The sequence below is a fragment of the Gemmata sp. genome (assembly GCF_051859125.1).
In the GTDB taxonomy this organism is placed as follows: Bacteria; Planctomycetota; Planctomycetia; order Gemmatales; family Gemmataceae; genus Gemmata.
Map to the genome: position 1 here is coordinate 1 of NZ_JBHYGG010000274.1, position 22621 is coordinate 22621.

Genomic DNA, 22621 nt, shown 5'->3' on the forward strand with positions numbered 1-22621 from the left:
CGGTCGCTCACGCTCCCGGCTCGCCAGAACCTCCTGGAGTCACCGCGAGAGGGCCATCACGAACTTCATCATGTCGCGGGCGTCGTACGTCTCGAACATCCGCAGGATCTGGTAGTTGTCGCGCAGGTCGGGCTCGTTCCGCACGACGGCCCGGACGACGCCGATGGCCGCGTCGCTGGCGGTGAACGGGGCCACGGTGCAGTTGCGGCCGGCCGTCTCGACGGTGCGGAACACCCCTGCGTCGTCGAACTCGAACGCGAGCCGCGAGTAGAACGAGCACCCGCACCCGCGGAACGCCTTGTAGTTCAACTGGTACGTCACCCGGAACCCGCCGGGGAGCTTCTCGGTGTCGACGTGCGCCAGGTCGCGGTACGAGGCGGTCGGGTGCGCGAACGCGGCGATCACCCGCTGGTTCCGCTCGACCAGGGTGCGGGCCTTGTCCTCGGCCTGCGGGTTCGGGCGCTCGGCGGCGAGGGCCGGCGCGGCGGCGAACGCGAGGAGCCCGAGCGTGACAATGTTCCGGACGAGGTGGCGGGTCATGGTGGGGGGTCTCGGGGCGACCGGCGGGGAGCGGGGCCACCTTCATACTGACGCACGAGCGGCCGCCCCGCAAGGGGGCGGCCGGCGGACTCACTTCGCCATCGACGTGACCCACTCGCGGAGCAGCGCCGCGCCGGCCTCGTCCACGCGGTTCGACGACATCGGCGGCATCTGCCCCGGGCCGCGGAGCCCGGCCCGGTGGACCAGCACGCTCCGCTCGGGCGCGCCCGGCACCAGCAGCTTCGCGTCCTTGATGTCGAAGGTGGTGTGGACCGGCTTCACGTCGGTCACCCGCATCTTGTCGAGCGCCGTGTTGAACTCCAGTTCCATGAGCGCGTTGCCGCCGCCGGCCTCGACGTGGCACGACGAGCAGTTCGCGTGCAGCCACGACTTCGCGCGGGCCTCCAGCGCCTGCGACTTGTCGAACGGGTCGACGAGCGCCTTCATGCCGGTGGGCGCGCGGGTCAGGAGCGTCGTCGGCTTCGGGGCGCGCTGGTCGGGCAGCGGTTGCGCGTCCGCCGGGACGCGGCCCTTCACGTCGGCGTACCAGTCGGTCTTGAACATGCCGAGGTGCTCGAACTCGCGGATCTGGTTGTCGGTGCGGCCGCTCGGGTAGGTGTGCGTCTTGTTCATCTGCAGCTCGCACAGCCCGAGGACGTAGTTCTGCGCGCGGCTGTGGCACACCATGCACTCGGCCCGGCTCGGGTAGTGCCACACCTGCTTCCGCTCGCCCGCGGGGGTCTTCACCGTGAACTCCCTGTCGAGCCCCTTGGCGTCGATGAGCGTGGCGTCGGTGCCCTCGTCGTTCCACAGGTAGCTGTACCCGTACCACTCGCCGGCCTGCTTCGTCATGAACCGCGTCTCGATCCACGTGCGGGTGCCCGCGTCGCCCTCGGTGGTGTCGAGCGCGAAGCTCTTGACGAGGACGGTCTTGTCCGGGAAGTTCCAGCCGCGGTTCCCGGTGAGGCCGATCCCACCGCCCGGTGGCAGCGCGACGAACCGCTCCTTGTGCATCCCGTCGGACCAGAACGAGGCGTTCACCGAGTACGGGACCACGCCCGGCTTCACCTGGTGCCCCTTCACCGAGTCGAACAGCCCGCTCTCGGAGAGCTTCTTGGGGAAGTTCGTGTCCGCCTTGTCGGTGTTGGGGGCGAGCGTGAAGAACCCGCCGTCGCCCTTGCCGCTGTGGTGGCAGATCACCAGTTCGCCGTCGGCGTCGAGCGCGAACGCGGTGATCTTCAGCGTGGTGATCGCGACCTTCTTGTGCCACTGGATCGCCTTGCCGTCGTGCTTCACGGCCCAGATGTGCCCGGTGCTGTAGTCGCCGTAGATGTACGCGCCCTGGAGGTCCGGGAGCTTGCTACCGTGGTACACAACCCCACCAGTGAGCGACCGCGCCTCGGAGTGGTGGTGCTCGACCGTCGGGTTCACCACCGGCGTCGGCCCGAGCTTCCGCTCGGGGTAGAACGGGTGACTGCCCTCGGTCACGCTCCAGCCGTAGTTGTCGCCCTTCTGGACGAGGTGGGCGTACTCCCACAGGTCCTGCCCGTTCTGGCCGAGCCAGAGCTGCTTGGTCTTCGCGTCGAACGTGATCCGCCACGGGTTGCGGGTGCCGTACGCCCACGTCTCGGGCACGAACCGCTTGTCGCCGACGTACGGGTTGTCTTTCGGGACGCCGTACGCCTTGCCGTCGGCCGGGTGGTCCACGTCGATGCGGAGGATCTTCGCGAGGAGCAGGTCGGTGCGCTGGCCGGTCACGTTCGTGTCGGAGTCCGACGTGCCGTCGCCGCTGGTGACGTACAGGAACCCGTCGGTGTCGAAGCAGATCGCGCACCCGTTGTGCCCGTCCGACTCCCAGTCGATGATCGTCTTCGCGGTCTTGGTGTCGATCGTGAACGGCGGCTTCGTGGTCATCGTGTACCGGGTGACGAAGCAGCGTTTGCTCTTCTTCGGCTTGTCCTTCTCTTCCTTGGCTTCTTTCGCGTCCTCGGGCTTGCCGTTCCAGCCGAAGTAGACGTATCCGTTCTCGGCGAACTTCGGGTGGAACGCGACATCGTAGGCGGTCCCCTCGCCCGGCGTGTCGAACAGCTTGACCGCGTCGGCGTCCTTCGCACCGGGCTTCAGCGGGAACAGCGAGACGGCCGTGGGGCCGTAGCTCCGCGGCTGCGTGATGAGCAGCGCCTCGGTGGTGCCGGGGATGCGTGCGACCTGGATCGGGAACTCGGGCCGGTAGTCGGCCATCACGCGCTCGGCCTTGAACGGCGGGGGCGGGTCCGGGAACCCTACGACGGTGCTGGTCGTGAGCGGCTCGCGCCTGTCGATCCCGTAGCTCTTCGGGTCGGCCCCGGCGAACGTGACGGTCGCGTAGTCCTCGGTCTGGTGGAAGAACGGCGGGATCTTCCGCTTCGCGATCGGCGCGACGCAGGAATACTCCTCCTCCTTCCAGCCCTTGTGGTAGTCGAACCGGCACGCGTTGAGTTTCCACGCCTCACCCACGGCCGGCCGGCCGCCGGTGCGGGAGAAGTCGGTCCACGGGATGCGGCCCTCGACGCTCCAGCCCTCGTCGGCGTCGTCGCGCGCGTTCAGCGTGCCGCGGAGCTTGACCTTGGCGTCGATGTGGAACGTGCCCTTCTTGCTGTCCGGGCCGATGGTGTCGAGGTGGTACTTCGGGTAGAAGGCGTCGAACTTGGTGCCGGCGGCGCTGACCTGGAACTCGTAGTACCCGGTCCTGTCGGCGTCGGGCCGGAGGAACAGCTCGAACACGTCGTTCTTCCACAGGTCGCCGTCGTGGTCCTTGACGTCGGCGAACAGGTCGCCGTCCTCCATGTCGGCGAAGAAGTACAGGTACTCGCGGTCCCAGAGCAACTTCGCGACGGTCCTCGTGCGGGCTGTGCGGGCCTTGTCGCCGAGCCACGGGAGGTGGAAGGCGTCGATCGCCTCGGCCCGCGTCCACGCGGCCTCGTTGTCGATGCCGTCGATCGTGACGGGGGTGTCCGTGAACCGGCACTCGAACGCGCTCGGCGGCTTCTGCTTGAGCGGCTCGGGGACCGGGTACTCGGCGGCCGCTGCGAGCCGGGGGTGCGCCCCACCGGGTGCGAGGACGACCGCGGCGACGAGCGCGCCGGCGAGGGGGGCGAGGAGGTACGAACGACGCATGGAGGATTCCGGAGGGGATGAACCAGGCGGGATTACCGCATCGTAACGGTTCGGCGGCCCGGAGGGAACCGGCTGCGCGAAGATCGTCAAACGCAAGAACCCGGCGCTGCCGCCGGGTTCCGCGTGGTCGTCGTGTTGTCGGCACCGCGTCACTTCCCGGCGACGGCCCCCACCGCCACCCGCGTCACCCCGGGCACCTTCTGGAGCTTCTCGGCGAAGTCCCAGGCGTCGGCCGCGTGCGGGGCGGCCCCCACGATCACCAGCACCCCGTCGCGGACCTCGACCCGCAGGCCGGCGAACCGGGCCTCGGTCCTCCGCACGCCGTCGATGAGCGCGCCCAGGTCGCCGCGGTTCGCCGTGAGCGTCCCCGGGGCCGGGGCGGGCGGGGCCGACGGGCCGGCCGCCGGGCGGACCGGCTCGCCCAGCACGTTCGCCTCCATCGACGGCTTGCGGACCACCACCGGGTTCGCCGGGTCGGCCGCCGCCATCAGCGTGTTCGGCACGGTCGGGGCGACGGTGCCGGTCAGCACCCCCGGGAGGTCGAACAGCGTGGGCCGCTGCGGGAGCTGCGACACGAGCTTGTCGGCGAGCGGCCCGTGGAGCGGGTCGGGGCCGGCCGACACGAAGCAGTTGTTCCGCACGTCGGCGATCCCGGGCACCGAGCGGAGCACGTCCTCGACCCGCTTCGCCTGCCGCGGCCCGCTGACCGCCCCGCCCACCACCGCGACCCGGTTCACGATGCTGACGACGACGTTCACGCCCTTCAGGTCGCGGTCGGCATCGATGGCCGCGAGGGCGGTGCGGGCGAGTGCCACCTCGGCGAGGCGGGGGGCGTCGGCCGCGCCCGCGGGGGCCGACGCCGGGACCGGCAGCGGCTCGGGGCCGGCGAACACCCCGGCCGCGGCCGGGGCGAACCGGACGGCGAGGCCGACGCCGGCGGCCGCCGCGAGGGCAAGGGGGACCGCAAACGGAAACCGTGTGCGGCGGGTCTGCGGCGCGTCCATGGGGTGCTGGCTCATGTTCGACCTCGCGGTCTCGGGGGGCGGCCGAAGGATCGGTACGACTCGCCCGGTCCCAGTTCCGACACTGTATTCTCAGTCAGGAAACGCAGTGGCGGTACCGAGCTTGAGTCAAAATTACAAAAGCCCCTGCCCCGACTGTTCCGTGCGCGGCGCAGGGGGAACGGCGTCCGGTCCGCGAAGGGGTTCTGCCTGGGTAAGCTGTGCCGCGCCGGGCTTCCGCCGGCGGCGTGCCGGCGGGTAGAATGCGGGCCGCCAACCACCCGACCCGAGAGGCCGCACGATGGAGCCGAGCCGCCCGATCGACCCGCAACTCGAGGAGTACCTCGACGCCGAGGCCGACCGATACCTGCGGTCCTTGCGCCCGGAGCACATCATGGAAGCGATGCCCCAGGCGACGCAGCGAAAGATCACCCTCGAGAGCTTCGACGTCATCCGCGCAATGCGTCCCGACGTTCAGTGCTTCAACGAACTCCTCGTCCAGTACCCCCGGGGAAAGCGGAAGCGCCTCGGACAGGTGGTCCCGGACAACTTCGTCGTGGTCCATTCGGAAGCGATCGAATCGCTGACGAGCTACAACCTGCACACGCAGCCCGCGAGTCCCGTACTGGTCCTGGAGTACGTTTCCAAACAGAGCGAACGCAAGGACTACGATGAGAACTTCGAGAAGTACGAAGAGGATCTGAAAGTTCCCTACTACCTTCTCTTCTACCCCGACAACGAAGAGATGACGCTGTTCCGGCTCAGCGAGAAGGGGTACTCGGCCGTGCCGCCCAATCCGGACGGCCGCCATCCGGTCCCGGAACTCGAACTGGAAGCCGGGCTGCTCGGGGGGTGGGTGCGGTTCTGGTTCCGGCGCGAGTTGGTCGCGCTCCCCGCCGACCTGGTCCATCAACTCTCCGCGACCCGCGACCAACTCGCGGCCGTGAAACTCGAACGGGATACCGAGCGGCAGGCCCGGCTCGCGGCCGAGGCAGAGATCGCCAAACTCCGCGAGGAACTGGCGAAGGCGAAGGGTTCGCCGTCATGAGTCCCGGAGGGACGGCGGAAGGTAGCCAGGGGTGTGGCGAGCGAAGCGAGCAAACCCCTGGTCCGGGAGCATGGGCCGCGGACCAGGGGTTTGTGCCGCAGAGCCGGCACCGCACCCCTGGCTACCTTCCGCCGCCGCATCCGCGGCTCCAAATCTGCGCCTGCTCGCCTCTCATCTCCCTTCGCCTTACAATCTCGGCACGCTTCCCGTTCCTTTCCCGCAGGGAGTTCACCAGTGCCGACCAACGGATCACTCAACCGCAAGCTCCGCATGGGCCTCATCGGCGGCGGCCAGGGCGCGTTCATCGGCCGGGTCCACGCCACGGCGGCGGTCATGGACAACCGGGCGGCGCTCGTCGCCGGGGCGCTGTCGAGCGACCCCGCCAAGGCCAAGGCCAGCGCCCCGGACTACGACATCCCCGCCGACCGCGCGTACTCCTCGTACAAGGAGATGGCCGAGGCCGAGAAGAAGCGGCCCGACGGCGTCGACTTCGTCAGCGTCGCCACCCCGAACCACACCCACTTCGAGATCGCCAAGACGTTCGTCGAGGCCGGGTACAACGTGATCTGCGACAAGCCGATGACGTTCGACCTCGCCCAGGCCGAGGAGCTGCTCAAGGTCGTCGAGAAGTCGGGGGTCGTGTTCGCCGTGTCGCACAACTACACCGGGCACCCGCTCGTCCGCCAGGCCCGCGAGATGGTGCTCAACGGCGAACTCGGCGAGATCAACGCGATCCGCGCCCGGTACATCCAGGGGTGGCTCCGGACCCGGCTCGAGAGCAGCGACCAGAAGCAGGCCAAGTGGCGGACCGACCCGAAGCAGTCGGGCATCGCCGGGTGCTTCGGCGACATCGGCACACACGCCTACAACCTGGGCCGGTACATCACCGGGCTGCTCCCGAAGGACATCTCGTGCGTGCTCGCCACGTTCGAGCCGGGCCGCGCTCTCGACGACTACGGCACCGCCCTCATCCGGTTCGAGAACGGCGCGCTCGGCACCGTGACCGCGAGCCAGATCACCCACGGGCGCGAGAACGACGTCATCATCGAAGTGGACGGCACCAAGGCGTCGCTGGAGTGGCACCAGGAGAACCCGAACCAGATGATCGTGCGGAAGAACGGCGAGCCGCACCGCATCTACACCCGGGGCGGCGGCGGGCTCGGCGGCGCGGCCGGTGCGGCCACTCGCATCCCGGCGGGGCACCCCGAGGGCTACCTCGAGGCGTTCGCGAACGTCTACACTGCTGCCTTCGACGCGATGGCGAAGCGGGCCGCGGGTGAGAAGTTCGAGACGGTCAACACCGTGTACCCGAACATCTACGACGGCGTCGAGGGGATGTTGTTCATCACGCAGTGCGTCGCCAGCAGCAAGGACAACGGCCACTGGCTCCCGTTCAAGCACCCGAAGCTGCGGAAGTAACAGCCCGTTCCCGGTCAGAATTCCACTGGGATGTGGCGAAGGTGGTTGGCGGGCCGCCACGGAGGGCGGCCCCTACAAACCGAAGACCAACTCTCCGGTAGGGGCCGCCCTCTGTGGCGGCCCGCGTGAGGCCAACGATTTCGACCGGCCTGCCCCCGGCGTGCCCCCTTCACTTCGCCACGGCGGTGATGAGCACCAGCGTCGAGAACGGCGCGACAGTGTAGACGTCGCCCGCCGCGACCACCGGCCCCTCGCCCTCGGCGACGATGTCGTCGGGGCTCGGGAGGCTCGTGTCGATGAGCCGCCGCCACGGCCGCCGCGTCGGGGCCGGCGGGACGCGGAACTCCAGCGGCTCGCTCCAGGCGTTCATCGCCACGTAGAAGTCGGCGTCGATGCTGTAGTCCGGGTCGTGCTCCCGGCTCGTGAACCGCCCGTCGAGGCTGAACGCCAGCGACCGCGACCCGTTGTTGAAGTCCGGGCGGAACGGCTCGACCCCGTGCCAGTGGATGTCGGCCAGCCCCGGTGGGGGCGGCACGTTCGACCCGGTCGGGACCGGGCCCACCGGGGTCCGCGAGGCCGGGTCCTGCGGGAGCCCGGCCTCGGCCGGCCGCACCGGGCCGGTCGCCGGGAACGGCCCGACCGCGGCCCCCGCCTCGTGGACCGGCCGGCCCACGGGGACCACCTCGGCGGGCTTGAACTCGCCCGCGAAGAACCGGCGGCGGCGGAGCACCGGGTGCCGGCGGCGGAGCCAGATCACCTCTCGGACGAACCGCAGGAACCCCTCGTTCTCCTCCGCCAGCGTCCAGTCGACCCACGAGATCTCACTGTCCTGGCACCAGGCGTTGTTGTTCCCCTTCTGGGTCCGCAGGAACTCGTCCCCGGCCAGGAGCATCGGCACCCCCTGGCTCAGCATCAGGGTCGCCATCTGGTTCTTGGCCTGCCGGTGCCGCAGGGCCAGCACCGCGGCGTCCTTCGTCGGCCCCTCGGCCCCGCAGTTCCACGAGTGGTTGTCGTTCGACCCGTCGTTGTTGTGCTCGCCGTTGGCGTGGTTGTGCTTCTCGTTGTAGCTCACGAGGTCGTGGAGGGTGAACCCGTCGTGGCACGTGACGAAGTTCACCGAGTGCCGCGGGAGCCGGCCGCTGTACTGGTACAGGTCCGAGCTGCCGCCGATCCGCGACGCGAGCGCCCCGACCAGGCCGTTGTCCCCCTTCCAGAACCGCCGCACGTCGTCCCGGTACTTCCCGTTCCACTCGCTCCACCGGCGGCCGAACGGGAACCCGCCGACCTGGTACAGCCCGGCCGCGTCCCACGGCTCGGCGATCAGCTTCGTGTCGGCCAGGACCCCGTCCTCGGTGATGCTCTCGATCACCGGGGGCTCGACCATCACGTTCCCCTTGCGGTCCCGCCCGAGGATGCTCGCGAGGTCGAACCGGAACCCGTCCACGTGCATGTCCCCGACCCAGTACCGCAGGCACGTCATGATGAGGTCGCGGACCACCGGGTGGTTGCAGTTCACCGTGTTCCCGCACCCGGTGTAGTTGGTGTACTTCCCGGCCCCGTCGAGCAGGTAGTACAGCTCGTTGTCGAGCCCGCGGAACGAGAACGTGCGGCCCCGGTCGTCGCCCTCGCCGGTGTGGTTGAACACCACGTCGAGGATCACCTCGATCCCGGCCGCGTGCAGCGCCTTGACCATGTCGCGGAACTCGTGGTTCTGGTCGTGCCGCGTGCCGGCCGCCGCGAACCCGGACTTCACCGCCGCGAACGCGATCGTGTTGTACCCCCAGAAGTTCACCAGCTTCTCGCCCGTGTCCGGGTTGACGAACGGGCAGTCGCACTCGTCGAACTCGAACACCGGCATCAGCTCGACGGCGGTGACCCCGAGCCACTTCAGGTAGGGGATCTTCTCGATCAGCCCGGCGAACGTGCCCGGGTGCGCGACCCCGCTCGACGGGTGGCACGTGAACCCGCGGACGTGGACCTCGTAGATGACGCTGTCTTCGAGGGGGGTGAGCGGCGGCTCGTCGTCCTCCCAGTCGAACCGCGCGCCGCGGTGGTACAGGCTCCGGCGGCTGGTCCGCTGCGGGTCGGTCTCGCAGGTGCCGGCCCAGACCGCGCCGCCGGACAGCGCCGTGGCCGACGGGTCGAGGAGCAGGCGGGTCGGGTCGAACCGGTTCCGGGGGCCGCGGGGGCCGTCGACCCGCCACCCGTAGCAGAACGTCTCGGGCAGCCCGGCGACGCGGACGTGCCAGTGGTCGCCGGTGCGGTGCTTCTTCGGGTCGAGGGGGACCTCGGCGAGGGGCTTGTTGCCGCCGTCCTCGGGGAGGATGACCAGGGTGACCTTGGTGCCGTGCCGGCACAGGAGGGCGAAGTTGTGGCCGTCGGGTCCGGCGGTCACCCCGAGGGGCAGGGGGCGGCCGCGGCCGGTGGCAAACGTGTGCATCTGGGGCGTCCCGGGAACCTGGGCAAGGCTCCGGTCAGGATACGGACCCCCGCCCGCGGGAGCAGGGGAGCGGCGCACTACGGTGGGCGGGGTGAGCTCCCACGTCACAATAGCGCGGCCCCACCCGACCCTTGCTATCGCTTCTTGGGCGGCTGCACGAGTGAAAGGGGATCTCGCTCGACGTCCAGCGGGGATGTCGGGGGAGGACCGGCAATCAACCGGAGTTGGACCAACTGGTCCCTTCTCTCGCGGTGGTCGAAGTCGAAGCGAAGTTCACGGCCTTCCAGGGTCAGCCGAGGAAGATCCTCCACCCGCCACTTCCCGATCGGAGTCAGGGCGAGTTGCAGGAGGCGCGTGTCTGCCGGTCTCGGTGAGTTCGTGAACCAGGAGACGAACGGTTTCTTGTACGCTGCCTTCACAACCAGTGGCATGCCCTCGACGTCACTCCAGAACCGCCAGTGAGTGCGAATCGTCACCACGCCCTCATCGTTGGTGCGAGGGTCTTCACGAAACTCGGCCCGCCACTCTTCAACGCAGTTACCGCCGTTGGACGTACCGGCCCGGTACCACACCAGTCCCGGAAGCTCCAGGGTGCTCCCCAGCAACAACTCACGCCTCGCCCCACCGGGTTCTTTGCGTGTCGTCACCCGTGCCGTGTACAGTTCGCCCGCGAACTCGATGAGCGGGCCGTGTACGGCGGTACGGGCTTGGTACTTCGTCACATGGTGGCCATGGAACAGCGGCTCCCAGCGCTCGACCGTCGCGTGGCCGGGCAGGTTGGCACCGAACCCCGGGCGGAACCAGATCCGCGTGTCCCCGAGCCCGCTCGGCCGCATCCCGCAGCCAAAGCCGCCGAAGACGAACGTCCGGTCGTGCCACTCGCCCTCGAGTGGGGCCGGCAACTCGGGGAGTTTGTCCGGGAGCAACTTCAGTTGCCAGCGGTCCGGCAGTGCGGCCGGTTTCTGGAGGGCACCGAGGTCGAGTTCAGGGGCGAGGAACGTGAGGAGCGAAACAACGGTAAACATGACGTCGCCTCCGGTTGGTCACAGCGAGACCGCACGGGAGACAACACCGCAAGCGGAGAAACGTGAGCGGGTTGCGGAACCTACACCGCTCCGGAGCGTGGGCCACCAGCACGTCCAACCCCGGACCCGGGCGAGGGGTATTCGGCGAACCGCGCGAGCGGGCGGGGTTGGGTCGCGAACATCATTCGGGCCTCCGCGGCAGGTGTGTCGTGCACCCGACCGCCGCGGCAGGGTTCATCCGGCACCCGAACGGCGCTCGCCGTTACCCCCGGGGGGCTCTATGCTAACGGCGGTCCCGTTCTCTCACTGTGGGTCACCGTTCCGATGCGGCACTTGCTCTCCGCTCTGGTGCAGAACCGCCCGGGCGTCCTCGCGCACGTCTCGAACATGCTCGCGAGCCGCGGGTTCAACATCGACAGCCTCGCCGTCGGCGAGACCGAGCACCACGACCTCTCCCGGATGACCTTCGTGGTACACGGCGACGACAACGTCCTCGACCAGGTCCGCAAGCAACTCGACAAGATCGTCACCGTGGTCCGCGTCGACGACATCAGCTCGGAGAACTTCGTCGAGCGCGACCTGATGCTCATCAAGGTCACCGCGACCGGGTCGCAGCGGCCCGAGATCTTCCAGCTCACCGAGAGCTTCCGCGGCCGCGTCGTCGACATCCAGCACAAGAACGTGATGATCGAGATCAGCGGCACCGAGGGGAAGGTCGAGGCGTTCATCGAGCTGATGCGCCCCTACGGCATCCTCGAACTGGCCCGCACCGGGCGGATCGCGATGGTCCGCGGCGAGGCGAAGACGAGCGTTGCGGAGGAGGGAACGTGAGCGCCGACCCGACGAAGATCGTGCTCCCGACGCGCCGGCTCGACCCGGCGCAGGTCGACGTCATCCGCGGGCTCAGGCCCGGCGACAAGATCCGCGTCACGCAGCAGGTGCGGGTCGGCGCGAAGAAGTGGGACGCGACCGCCGAGGGCGAGTTCCGCGGCATCGCGTACCTGGAGACCGGCGTCACCACCGAGCGGGTCAAGGAGGACGACCTCGTCGTGCCCGTCGTCCGCTTCACCAAGCCCAACGGCGAGCTGAGCAGCATCACGCTCGACGAACACACCCGGGTCGTGAAGGTGTGAGCCCGCTCGCGCCCCGCGAATTGAGCGCCGAAGAAGTCGCGGCGGTGCAGTGGCTCGCGCGGCCGCTCGCGTGCGACGGGGCAGTCGTGCTGCCCGGTCTGGACCTGGCGCGGCTCCGTTCTTCAGACCTCCGCACGATCTGCCTGCGGATGTCCGTAATTCTCGGCACGATCGAGGATCAGATCGGCGGGGGGCGGTTCATGCCGCTCGACCTCTCCTACCCCATTGACGACCTTAGTAGTCTGGTGTTTCACGGGCACCGCGAGCCGGACGGCCGCGTGCGTCCGCCGCGGCTCGGTGAATGGGTCGATTTGATCCGCCGATTCGGGGAGCACTATCGCCGCCGCCTGGGCGAAAGCGGGCCGATCGCGGTCGATCCGGACGTTTACCGCTTCGAGGCGAGCATTTTCCAGGCACGGGCCGAACGGTCGCCTTGAGGACGAGCAGCAGATCCGGATCACATTTTCACGACTGTAACGTCGTCAAAACCAACCGACTACCCTTCGCTCGCGCCCGCAGCGTCCTATAAACTCGACTCCCACCGTGCGGCGCACGCCGCGCAACCAGCACTGCGGTTTCGCCCGAAGGGGTCGCGGCTTGAGTAGCATCGTCTGCCCGGCGTGCAAGGCGTACCTGGGGCTCTCGGCCGCCGGGGCGGCGGCGTGCCCGAAGTGCGCCGCCCCGCTCGCGGTCGCCCCCCGCGGCCCGTTGCCCGAAGAGCGGGCCGCCAAGGCTCAGGCCGACAAGGACGTCGTTCACGGCGCGCTCTGGATGGTCGGCGGCCTCGTCGTCACCGGGGCGACGTACCTCGCCGCGGCCGCCCGCGGGGAAGGCACGTACCTCCTGGCGTGGGGCGCGATCGTCTTCGGCGGCATCCAGTTCCTGAGCGGCCTGGCCCGCTCGGCGGCCGGCCCGCCGAAGCCCGACGCCGGCGCATGCCGGCGGTGCGGGCACGCGCCGGTCGAACCCAACACGAAGCGGTGCCCGGGGTGCAACGCCCGCGACCCGAACCCGGCGTACTTCAGCCGGTACCTGGGCCGCGGGATGCTCTTCGGAGCACTTATGGGTGCGGGCGCGGGGTTCATCTTCGGCCTCGGCACCAACGACGACGTCGCGCTCTTCGTCATGCCGATCCTGTTCGTCCTCCCGGGGGTGTTCGTCGGCGGGGCCGCCGGCGCCCTCCTCGGGTTCGCCCGGTGGCTGGTCAGGGGCCGGTGAGCGAGTGCGGTCGGAACAATCGTCCGGGTGGTAGGAGAGAAGAGTTGCCCCGTCGGTGCCGAGCGTCGCGCGGTGTTCGAACTGGAATTGGGACTTGGTGAGTTTCTCCGCCATCACGGATGCCCTCTGCTGGCACATCAAATCGCCACAACCCGTTGTTCGGCGAGAGCATCCAACAATCTGATATAGTTTCTTACGGCCTTGTGTGGTTGATTCCGGACTTCATAATGGTTCCGGACGAGGGGTGTGCCTCTCGCCCGGAATCAATGAGAACCGCTTGACCATCGCCAGGCGGGTCTCGTAACACCCGGTCACACCCGGCCGCGGAAGAACACCGCGCCGAGCGGCGGCAGGTTGAGCAGGACCGAGTACTTCTGGTTGTGGAACGGCACGAACTCGGCGTAGGCGCCGCCGCCGTTGCCGACGTTGCTCCCGCCGTAGGTCGCGGCGTCGGTGTTCAGCACCTCGGTCCAGAACCCCGGGCCGGGGACGCCGACGCGGTACCCGGGCCGCGGCACCGGGGTCATGTTGAACACCACCAGCACCACGTCCTCGCCCTTGCCCTTGCGCATGAAGCTGAGCACGCTGTTGGCTGCGTCGAGGCAGTCCACCCACTCCATGCCGCCGGGCTGGTTGTCGAGCTGGTGCATCGCCGGCTCGCTCGCGTAGAACTTGTTCAGGTCGCGGACCAGCGACTGCACCCCCTTGTGCGGGCCGTGCTTGAGCAGGTGCCAGTCCAGGCTGGAGTCGTGCCGCCACTCCTGGCGCTGCGCGATCTCGCACCCCATGAACAGCAGTTTCTTGCCGGTCATCGCCCACTGGTACGCGAACAGCATCCGCAGGCCGGCGAACTTCTGCCACTCGTCCCCGGCCATCTTGTCCCACAGCGGCCCCTTGCCGTGGACGACCTCGTCGTGCGACAGCGGGAGCACGAAGTTCTCGTTGTAGGCGTACAGCATCCGGAACGTGAGGTCGTTCTGGTGGTACTTGCGGTGGACCGGGTCGTACTGGCAGTACCGCAGGGTGTCGTGCATCCACCCCATGTCCCACTTGTACCCGAACCCGAGCCCGCCGACGTACGTGGGCCGGGACACCATCGCCCACGCGGTGGACTCCTCGGCGTAGGTCTGCACGTCAGGGAAGTGCCGGTACACCTCCTCGTTGAACCGCCGCAGGAACGAGATCGCGTCGATGTTCTCCTTGCCGCCGTACTGGTTCGGCACCCACTCGCCGTCCTTGCGGGAGTAGTCCAGGTACAGCATGGACGCGACCGCGTCGACGCGGATGCCGTCGATGTGGTACTTCTCGAGCCAGAACAGCGCGCTCGACAGCAGGAAGCTGCGGACCTCGTGCCGGCTGTAGTTGAAGACGAAGCTGCCCCAGTCCGGGTGGAACCCCTGGCGGCTGTCCGAGTGCTCGAACAGGTGGGTGCCGTCGAAGTTCGACAGCGCCCAGGCGTCGGTGGCGAAGTGGCTGGGCACCCAGTCGAGGATCACACCGACCCCGGCCTGGTGCAGCACGTCCACGAGGTACATCAGGTCCTGGGGCGTGCCGTACCGGCTCGTCGCCGCGAAGTACCCGGTCGTCTGGTAGCCCCACGAGGCGAAGAACGGGTGCTCGGTGATCGGCAGCAACTCGACGTGGGTGAACCCCATGTCTTTGCAGTACGCGGCGAGCTTCGGGCCGACCTCGCGGTAGTTCAGCGAGTGGTACGGCGGGTCGGCCTGCCGCATCCACGACCCGAGGTGGACCTCGTAGATGCTGATCGGCTTGTCGTGGGTGGACTTCTCCTTGCGGGTCTTCATCCACTCGCCGTCGTTCCACGTGTAGCTCATGTCCCACGTGACCGCGGCGGCCTTAGGCGGGATCTCGCAGGTGAACGCGAACGGGTCGGTCTTCTCGGCGGTGAACCCGCCGGGGGCGGCGACGTGGTACTTGTAGCACAGCCCGGCCTTGGCCCCGGGGATGAACCCGGCCCACACGCCGCTGGTGCCGACCGCCCGGAGCGGGTTCTTGCCCTTGTCCCACCCGTTGAAGTCGCCGATGACCGCGACGTAGTCCGCGTTCGGTGCCCACACCGCGAAGTGGTAGCCCGAGACCCCGCCGCTGGTGGTCGGGTGCGCCCCGAACTTGTCGTACAGCCGGAGGTGGCTCCCCTCGTTGAACAGGTACAGGTCCTGCGGGCCGAACCACGGCTTGTCGGGCTCGACCGTGGCGGAGGGAGCCGCCTCCACGCCGAACGGGAGGAACTTGGCCGGGGCTTCGGGTTGGCTCATGTGGGAACTCGGGGACCGTGGGGGCGACGGGACCACTATGTAGAGTTGAAGTATCGGAAACGTGTCCGGCCCGCCAGTCACGGCCCGCGTTCGGAGGTGCCCGCGGACGAACCCGTTGCGCCGCGAGGGGGCGCGACCGCGGGTGCGGGGGTCAGGCGGCCGCGGCGGCGTGCGCCAGGCCGCTCCACAGCGCCCGGAGCACGCCGAGCGTCTCGCGGGGCACCTCCCCCCGCGAGTAGCTCACCCGCAGGTACACCTCCCCGAACGGCGTGAGCGCCTCCCACAAGTCGGGGAACGCTTCCGCGAGCCGGTTGACGAACTCCAGCGGCGTCTCGCCCCCGGCGCGTGCGGCGTCGCGGTCGAACGCCCACGACTCGAGGGCGAGGAACGAGTACGCGACAAGTTCGGCCGGGTCGCGGCGGGCGGTGCCGTCGGCGAACGGGTCGGCGAACTCCGCGAACGGCGGCGGCCGCACGGGCGCGGCGACCTCGGACGCGAGCGCTCGCCGCTTCGGCTTCGGCTTCCCGAACAGCCCGGCCCACCAGTCGCGGAGCGCGTCGAGCAGTCGAGCGGCCCAGTTCGTGAATGGCGCGAGGTAGCGGAGCACGCCGAGGATCACGCCGGCGATCACGAGCAGCGCGACGACCACGAACACGAACTTCTTGAGCGCCTCGCCGAGTTGCTCGCGGAGCGCGGCGAGTTGTGTCGCGGGCGGGGGCGTGTCGCCGGTCGCGTCGGCGTTCGCATCCCGGGAGTCGTTCGCGTCGCCGGTGTCGCCACCCTCGGACTTCCGCCCGGGGCTCGCCTTCTCGCCGCCTCTGCTGGACTCCCCGGGCTGACGCCCGGGGCTCGCCTTCTCGCCCGACTTCCCGCCCTTGCCGTCGCCGCCGCCGCCCGAGTCGCCCTTGCCGTCGCCGGACTCGCCCTTGTTGCCGCCGGGTTGACCGTTCTTCCCCGATGCCTTGCCGTCCCCGGCCTTCGTCTCGCGGCCGTCCGCCCCGTCGCCCGTGCCGGCCCCGTCGCGGCGCACGGCGTACTTCGAGGCGTCGCGGTCGGCCTTCCCGGCGCGCTCGATGCCGAACCACGGCACCTCGGAGTGCGGCCGCGGGAGGAACGCGCCGACGGTCAGGAACGCCGCGATGAGCACCCCGCCGAGCGCGAGCCAGCCGCCCGAAAGGGCCATCGGGATCTTCGCCTTCCGCTGCCGCAGGTAGCGCCGCAACCCGAGCAAGCTGGTGGTGACGAGCAAGCCGAGGGCACTGCCGACGTACACGACCATCTGGAGGAACGTGGCGCGGCGGCGGGCCGCGTCGTCGGGCGCGATCAGCGACTGGCCGAGGGCGAACAGCGGCAGCGACGCGAGCGCGAAGTACACCACCCACACGCCCGGCGTGTGCGGCGCGGCCCGCCGCGCCTCGCGGTGCTTCTGGTACCGGGCGATCCAGTCCCACACCCGCGAGTCGTGCGGCGTGCGCTTCTTCTTCTTGGCTTTCGCGGGTGGTGCCGCTTCACGCCCGGGGCTCGCCCCGGAACCGGCTTCCAGCCCCGCGGCCGAAAGCAGCCCGCGGCCGGCCCCCTTCTGCTTCTCGTCGATGTGGGTGCAGTCCCACGTCAGCTTGTGGGCGCTCCACCACGTCAGGAGTATGAGACCGAGGTTGACCAGCCAGCCGTACGACCGCAGCCACCCGCTCGGGTACTCGACGTAGGTGAGCAGCGCGACATACACCGCCCCGCCGAGCGCGAGGCCGTACACCGACGCGCGGCCGGCGTCCGACTCGATGCTGATGCGGGCGACGAGGACCGCGCCGGCCACGAAGAAGAACAGCGTGTACAGGAGCCTGCCGGAGTACCGCCCCTCGTAGAGCACCTCGACCAGGAAGAACACGAGGCTGCCGACCACGAGCATGACCAGCACCGGGCTCAGTGCGGTCACCACGTGGTCGCTGGCGGTCGGCGGGTCGCGGTCGCTGGGCATGCTCTCCGGTCCGGTCGGGGTGGTTCAGTGCGGGGGCGGTGTCGGTTCCGGCGGGGCGGGGGAGGGGTCTTCGCAAACGCCCCCAACTCTTCGCGAACGCCCCCAACTCTTCGCAAACGACCCCCAACTCTTCGCAAACGACCCCCAACTCTTCGCAAACGGACCGGTGAGATCCGCAACCAATGCGAACTCTGGGGAATCGGTCGGCGGCCCCAGAATGACGCCGGCCGCCGGGGACGGTTTCTTCGCGACCGGGCGGGTTGCACCTTGAAGCGGCCGGTTCCCTCGAACATGATAGTTTCACCCGCCTGTTCGCCGCCCGCCCCCGCGAGCCTCTCACCATGCGCGACGTTGTGTTCCCGCTCCTCGTTCTCGCCGCGTTCGCCGCCCCCGCCCGCGCCGACGAGCCCGTGAACAACGAGTTCTTTGAGAAGAAGGTGCGGCCGGTCCTCGCGGCGCACTGCGTCGACTGCCACGGCCCCAAGAAGGACAAGGGCGGGCTCCGGCTCGACACGAGGGCGAACTTCGCCAAGGGCGGCGACACCGGGCCGGCCGTGGTCGCCGGGAACCCCGACAAGAGCCTGCTCGTGCGGGTCGTGCGGTACGCCGACGACATCAAGATGCCGCCCAAGCGGAAGCTCGACGACGCCGACATTGCGACCCTCACCGAGTGGGTGAAGGGCGGCGCGCCGTGGCCCGACGACGGCGGGGCCGGGGCGAAGGTCGAGGCGTTCGACGTACAGGCCCGCGCGAAGGCGCACTGGTCGTTCCGACCGGTCACGCGGCCCGCGGTCCCCGAACTCCGAGTTCCGAACTCCGCGACCCGCAACCCGATCGACCGGTTCCTGCTCGCGAAGCTGGACGCGGCCGGGCTGGCGTTCGCGCCGCCGGCCGAGAAGCGCACCCTGCTCCGCCGCGTCCACTTCGACCTGATCGGCCTGCCGCCGACGCCCGAGGAGGCCGAGGCGTTCGAGAAGGACGCCGCACCCGACGCGTTCGAGAAGGTGGTCGAGAAGTTGCTCGCGAGTCCGCACTACGGCGAGCGGTGGGGCCGGCACTGGCTCGACCTCGTGCGGTACGCCGAAACGAGCGGGCACGAGTTCGACTTCGAGATCCCCGAGGCGTGGCGGTACCGCGACTACGTCGTGCGGGCGCTCAACGCCGACCTGCCCTACGACCAGTTCCTGACCGAGCACCTCGCCGGCGACCTGCTCCCGCAACCGCGCCGCGGCCGGGACGGCGTGAACGAGGCGCTGCTGGCCACCGGGTTCTGGTGGCTCGGCGAGTCGAAGCACTCGCCGGTCGATTCGCGGGCCGAGCACGCCGACCGCATCGACAACCAGATCGACGTGTTCGGGAAGACCGTGCTGGGCCTGACGATCGCGTGCGCCCGGTGCCACGACCACAAGTTCGACCCGATCGCCACCCGCGACTACTACTCGCTGTTCAGCGTCCTCGCGAGCTCCCGCATGGACCGCGGCGACGTGGCCGACCCGGCCGCGGCGGTCCGGGCCCTCGACGAGTTGAAGGCCGCCCGCGCCGAACTCGACGGGCTCCTCGCGACCGAGGCCCGCAAGCCCCCGCGGGTGCCGGCCGACGGCTGGCGCACGAAGGCGGTGCCGTTCGAGACGTTCGGCGAGGGGTGGCGGTCCCGGTGGGACGCCTCCGGGCTCGCGTTCCGCCCCGAAGCCGCGGATCTGGCGCCGTTCCCGCACAGCGGGCAGGAGGTGCTGAAGCTCGCCGGCGCGGTGCGGTCGCCGACGTTCACCATCGACAAGCCGTTCCTGGCCGTGCGCGTCGCCGGGACCGGTGCGAAGGCCCGGCTCGTCCTCAACGGGCTGCAACTGATCCAGGCCCCGATCTACGGCGGCCTCGCGCACGCCGTGAACCACGGCGGCGAGTTGCGCTGGCTCGCGTTCGACCTGAAGATGTGGAAGGGGCAGACGGCGTACCTCGAACTGCTCGACGACGGCCCCGGGTTCGTGGCGGTCTCCGAGGCGTGGTTCGCGGACGCGCCGCCGCCGGCCGAGCCGGGCGCGAAGGTGCCGCTCCCGGACCTGCCGGCCGCGCCCAAGCCCGAGGTGAAGCCGCTGGTCGAGAAGGTCCGGGAGCTGGAGGCCGCGGTGCCCGGCGCGCAGCGGGCGCTGACGATGCGCGACGGCACCGGCATCGACGAGCGGGTGTTCATCCGCGGGAGCCACAAGACGCCGGGCGTCCCCGCCCCGCGGGGGTTCCTCGAAGCGTTCGCGAAGGCGCCGTTCGGCGGCCCCGGCAGCGGCCGGCTCGAACTCGCGAGGGCCGTCACCGACCCGGCCAACCCGCTCGTCGCGCGTGTTCTCGTGAACCGGCTCTGGAAGCACCACTTCGGCGAGGGGATCGTGCGGTCGCCCGACGACTTCGGCAAGCAGGGCCAGCCGCCGACGCACCCCGAGCTGCTCGACTGGCTGGCGAGAGAACTCGTCAGTCCGAGCCCCGTCGCGAACGCTCCCGGCGCGCCGTGGAGCCTGAAGCGCATGCACCGGCTCATGGTGCTCTCGACCGCGTACCGCCAGTCCAGCCGGGCGACGGCGGAGCAGGCCGCGAAGGCCGTGACCGCCGACCCGCAGAACAAGCTGCTGCACCACCAGAACGTGCGGCGGCTGGAGGCCGAGGCGATCCGCGATTCGCTCCTGAGCGTCTCGGGCCGGCTCGACGCCACCGCGGGCGGGCCGGGCGTGCTGCCGCACCTCACCGAGCACCAGGTCGGCCGCGGCAAGCCGGCGCCCGGGCCGCTCGACGGGAACGGGCGGCGGAGCGTCTACCTTTCGGTGCGGCGGAACTTCCTGAACCCGATGTTCCAGGCGTTCGACTACCCGACGCCGTTCACCGCGATCGGCCGCCGCACCGTCTCGAACGTGCCGGCGCAGGCGCTGGTGATGATGAACAACCCGTTCGTCGTGCAGCAGGCCGAGCTGTGGGCGAAGCGCGTCCTCGCGGCCCCGGACCGCACGCGCGAGCAGCGGGTCGGGGCGATGTACGCGGCCGCGTTCGGCCGCCCGCCGACCGCCGCCGAACTCGCCGCCGCGACCGCGTTCCTCGCCGAGCAGGAGAGGGAGTACGGCAAGCCCGACGCGCCCAAGGCCTGGGCCGACCTCGCACACGTCCTCGCGAACGCGAAGGAGTTCATCTTCGTGGAGTGACACGGGTGGGGGCCGCGAGCGTGCCGACGCTCGGGCCGACCGGACGAAAGTAGGTCACTCGCTCCGCGAGTGACGCCGACCGCGTGTCGCGGCACACTGGTAAGTTCGGCAGCGCCGGGGTGCGACTCGCGGAGCGAGTCGCCTACCATGGATCGCCTGACCTGGTACGACCTCCCGCGAATCGTCCCTTGCCGAACGGATCGGTGCGTCCTTCACTTCCCGGTAGGTGTTCAATCTGACGGGGCGGCCACTCTGGCCGGCCCCCGGCACCCGTTCGCTGCCGGTTCCCGTTCCGCTCCCCTCACCCCGGGACACGCACATGCGCCGCCCTCCCACACGTTGCCTCGCTGCCCTCCTGTGCTTCGCCGCCGCGGCCGGTCTGGTCGTCGCGGCGGAGGAAGACGCCATCAAGGTCGTCACCGCCGCGGGCGGGAAGGTCGTGCTGGAGCGGGTCGCGAAGACGAAGAACAAGGTCGTCGGCGGGGTGACCCTGTCCGGCGCGAAGGTCACCGACGCGGCCGTCAAGAGCCTGCTGGAGTTCCCCTCCCTCACCCGCGTCGAGATCAAGAACGCGACCAAGGTGACGCCCGACGGGTCCGCCGAACTCGGCAAGGTGAAGAAGCTTCAGGCCGCGGACCTGTCCGGGCCGTTCGTGTCGGACGCGACGGCCAAGGCGCTCGCCGGCGTCGGCACGATCACCGAGTTGACGCTGAGCGGCGGCGCACTCACCGACGACGGCGTGAAGGAACTTGCGGCGCTGTCCAAGCTCGAAGCGCTGGCACTCACCGGGAACAAGAAGCTCAAGGGCGAGACGGTGCCGAAGCTCGCCGCCGTGAAGAGCCTGTCGTACCTGACCGTCGGCGGGTGCGAGCTGGGCGACCTCGCGGGCTGGGCCGCGCTCGCGAAGGCGACCAAGCTGACGTCGCTCGCGCTGCCGCAAGGGGGCGTCACCGACGCCGGGCTGAAGGAGCTGGCGAAGCTCACGCAGCTCACCTCGCTGAGCCTGGAGGGGTGCCCGGTCACCGACGCGGGGCTGGCCGAACTCAAGACCCTCAAGGCGCTCGACCGGCTGAACGTGGCCGGCACGAAGATCACCGACACGGCGGTGCCGACGCTCGCGGCGATGAAGAAGCTGACCGCACTCACCGTCAGCGAGAAGCAGATCGGCAAGGCCGGCGGCGAGGCGCTCAAGAAGGCGCTGCCGAACTGCGACGTGAACGTGCTGCCGTGACGCCGGAGTGTGACTGTGGATTTTGGCGAGCGGGGGACGTGAGTCCCCCGGTTGAACCAGTTCTCATTTTACCGGGGGACTCACGTCCCCCGCCCGCCACGACTGCCGACATCCCAAGGTGCTCCCCGGCTTCGCCGCTCCGATCCGCCAGTTCTTCGAGTGACTCTCGCCATCTGCTCACGGACTCGGCCGCAGTCGGGAGCTGAATGGTCCCCCTACAACTGTGCGAACCGCCTTGCCCACCGATCGGTTGCAGCTTACCCTGGCGAGTGTTCGAGCGTGTCGAGCAGACCACTTGCGCCGATCTGTCCAGTTACAAGTTCGGCTGCAGAAGGGCGACTGACTGACGCCCACCATTGCTCAGGAGATGTGGCCTTGAACCTTCCTGACCTCCTCCGAAGGTGGGACGCCTTCGATTCCCAGCAGTTCCCGTCCGATCAGACGGACCTCCGATCGTTCGAGACGTTCGCGGCAATGGCGTATGCCAAGCTCGTCGAAGGCCGCAAACTGGACATGCGGGACGTACAACTCCTGTGGCACTGTCAGGACGGGCTCTCCAAAGCCCTCGGGTCGTTGGCGGGGCCCGCGAGTGCGTACTTCGCCGAACTCGAAGCGCTCGTGCGACTGGCGATTGGGCAAGCTTCGACCGATCCGAGTGTGTTTGCCACCGTCGTCGCAGTCGAACTCAAGGAGTTACTTGACAGGCGGGTAAGGGAGTGTCTGTCGGGCAAGGCGGACGACTTCCCTGCAATTCTGGTGGCGACGATCAACCTGGTCGCGGACGTGCTACGCGGCCCGATTTCGCTTTCGCCCGACCCGGACAAGACCCGTGAGGCGCTGCTCCGCTCGACGGGCGAGCAACTTCGGGTCACGGTCGAGCGATTCACTCAGCCAGCCCAAGCGTAGGCCCCTGGGGGTGCGTCGCCGAGGCCGAACACCGCAATGCACCTGACCTGCCGCCACTTCGATTTCTAGGACTG

16 protein-coding genes are annotated in these 22621 nt (G+C 69.5%); 9 read left to right on the plus strand and 7 right to left on the minus strand.

The window, feature by feature from the left end; all coding sequences use genetic code 11:
• Nucleotides 1–39: 39 nt before the first annotated feature.
• The 3 genes from ACTIGN_RS27420 to ACTIGN_RS27430 form a co-directional block, all read right to left on the minus strand.
• Entirely contained in the window at nt 40–540 is a 501-nt protein-coding gene (locus ACTIGN_RS27420; protein ID WP_439629880.1) for a hypothetical protein, read from the minus strand.
• Between the two features lie 90 nt (nt 541–630).
• Nucleotides 631–3696: a PQQ-dependent sugar dehydrogenase gene (locus ACTIGN_RS27425; RefSeq protein WP_439629881.1), complete on the minus strand. Its 3066-nt coding sequence runs from the start codon at nt 3694–3696 to the stop codon at nt 631–633.
• Between the two features lie 149 nt (nt 3697–3845).
• Entirely contained in the window at nt 3846–4715 is an 870-nt protein-coding gene (locus tag ACTIGN_RS27430) for a BON domain-containing protein (protein ID WP_439629883.1), read from the minus strand.
• A 283-nt stretch (nt 4716–4998) separates the two neighbouring features.
• Between ACTIGN_RS27430 and ACTIGN_RS27435 the strand changes: the two genes are divergently transcribed.
• On the plus strand, nt 4999–5745 hold the full coding sequence (locus tag ACTIGN_RS27435) for a Uma2 family endonuclease (RefSeq protein ID WP_439629885.1): 747 nt from the start codon (nt 4999–5001) through the stop codon (nt 5743–5745).
• Between the two features lie 270 nt (nt 5746–6015).
• Entirely contained in the window at nt 6016–7164 is a 1149-nt protein-coding gene (locus ACTIGN_RS27440) for a Gfo/Idh/MocA family protein (protein ID WP_439629942.1), read from the plus strand.
• 169 nt (nt 7165–7333) lie between these two features.
• Here the strand turns inward: ACTIGN_RS27440 and glgX are convergent, their stop codons facing one another.
• A complete protein-coding gene (gene glgX, locus ACTIGN_RS27445) occupies nt 7334–9604 on the minus strand; it encodes a glycogen debranching protein GlgX (RefSeq protein WP_439629887.1) in 2271 nt (756 codons plus the stop codon).
• Nucleotides 9605–9738: 134 nt separating this feature from the next.
• The gene (locus tag ACTIGN_RS27450) at nt 9739–10629 is read right to left on the minus strand and encodes a hypothetical protein (RefSeq protein WP_439629889.1); all 891 of its coding nucleotides are present in this window, start codon (nt 10627–10629) and stop codon (nt 9739–9741) included.
• A gap of 324 nt (nt 10630–10953) precedes the next feature.
• Between ACTIGN_RS27450 and ilvN the strand changes: the two genes are divergently transcribed.
• The 4 genes from ilvN to ACTIGN_RS27470 all read left to right on the plus strand — a co-directional run bounded on the left by ilvN (nt 10954) and on the right by ACTIGN_RS27470 (nt 12980).
• Entirely contained in the window at nt 10954–11460 is a 507-nt protein-coding gene (gene ilvN, locus ACTIGN_RS27455) for an acetolactate synthase small subunit (protein WP_439629891.1), read from the plus strand.
• A complete protein-coding gene (locus ACTIGN_RS27460; RefSeq protein WP_439629893.1) occupies nt 11457–11762 on the plus strand; it encodes a hypothetical protein in 306 nt (101 codons plus the stop codon). The genes ilvN and ACTIGN_RS27460 overlap by 4 nt, the downstream gene beginning before the upstream one ends.
• Nucleotides 11759–12199 (plus strand): hypothetical protein, encoded by a 441-nt coding sequence (locus ACTIGN_RS27465; protein WP_439629895.1) that lies wholly within the window; start codon nt 11759–11761, stop codon nt 12197–12199. The genes ACTIGN_RS27460 and ACTIGN_RS27465 overlap by 4 nt, the downstream gene beginning before the upstream one ends.
• A 160-nt stretch (nt 12200–12359) precedes the next feature.
• Nucleotides 12360–12980: a hypothetical protein gene (locus ACTIGN_RS27470; RefSeq protein ID WP_439629897.1), complete on the plus strand. Its 621-nt coding sequence runs from the start codon at nt 12360–12362 to the stop codon at nt 12978–12980.
• Between the two features lie 311 nt (nt 12981–13291).
• On the opposite strand, the gene glgB is transcribed toward ACTIGN_RS27470, so the two are convergent.
• The gene (gene glgB / locus ACTIGN_RS27475; RefSeq protein WP_439629899.1) at nt 13292–15256 is read right to left on the minus strand and encodes a 1,4-alpha-glucan branching protein GlgB; all 1965 of its coding nucleotides are present in this window, start codon (nt 15254–15256) and stop codon (nt 13292–13294) included.
• 151 nt (nt 15257–15407) lie between these two features.
• Nucleotides 15408–17231, minus strand: coding sequence for a DUF4129 domain-containing protein (locus ACTIGN_RS27480; RefSeq protein ID WP_439629901.1), 1824 nt, complete (start codon nt 17229–17231; stop codon nt 15408–15410).
• Between the two features lie 341 nt (nt 17232–17572).
• Here ACTIGN_RS27480 and ACTIGN_RS27485 point away from each other — a divergent pair, with 341 nt between their 5' ends.
• From ACTIGN_RS27485 to ACTIGN_RS27495, 3 genes are all read left to right on the plus strand, one after another.
• A complete protein-coding gene (locus ACTIGN_RS27485) occupies nt 17573–20410 on the plus strand; it encodes a PSD1 and planctomycete cytochrome C domain-containing protein (protein ID WP_439629903.1) in 2838 nt (945 codons plus the stop codon).
• A 319-nt stretch (nt 20411–20729) separates the two neighbouring features.
• A complete protein-coding gene (locus tag ACTIGN_RS27490; RefSeq protein WP_439629905.1) occupies nt 20730–21641 on the plus strand; it encodes a leucine-rich repeat domain-containing protein in 912 nt (303 codons plus the stop codon).
• Between the two features lie 375 nt (nt 21642–22016).
• Nucleotides 22017–22547 (plus strand): hypothetical protein, encoded by a 531-nt coding sequence (locus tag ACTIGN_RS27495; protein WP_439629907.1) that lies wholly within the window; start codon nt 22017–22019, stop codon nt 22545–22547.
• Nucleotides 22548–22621 lie beyond the last annotated feature (74 nt).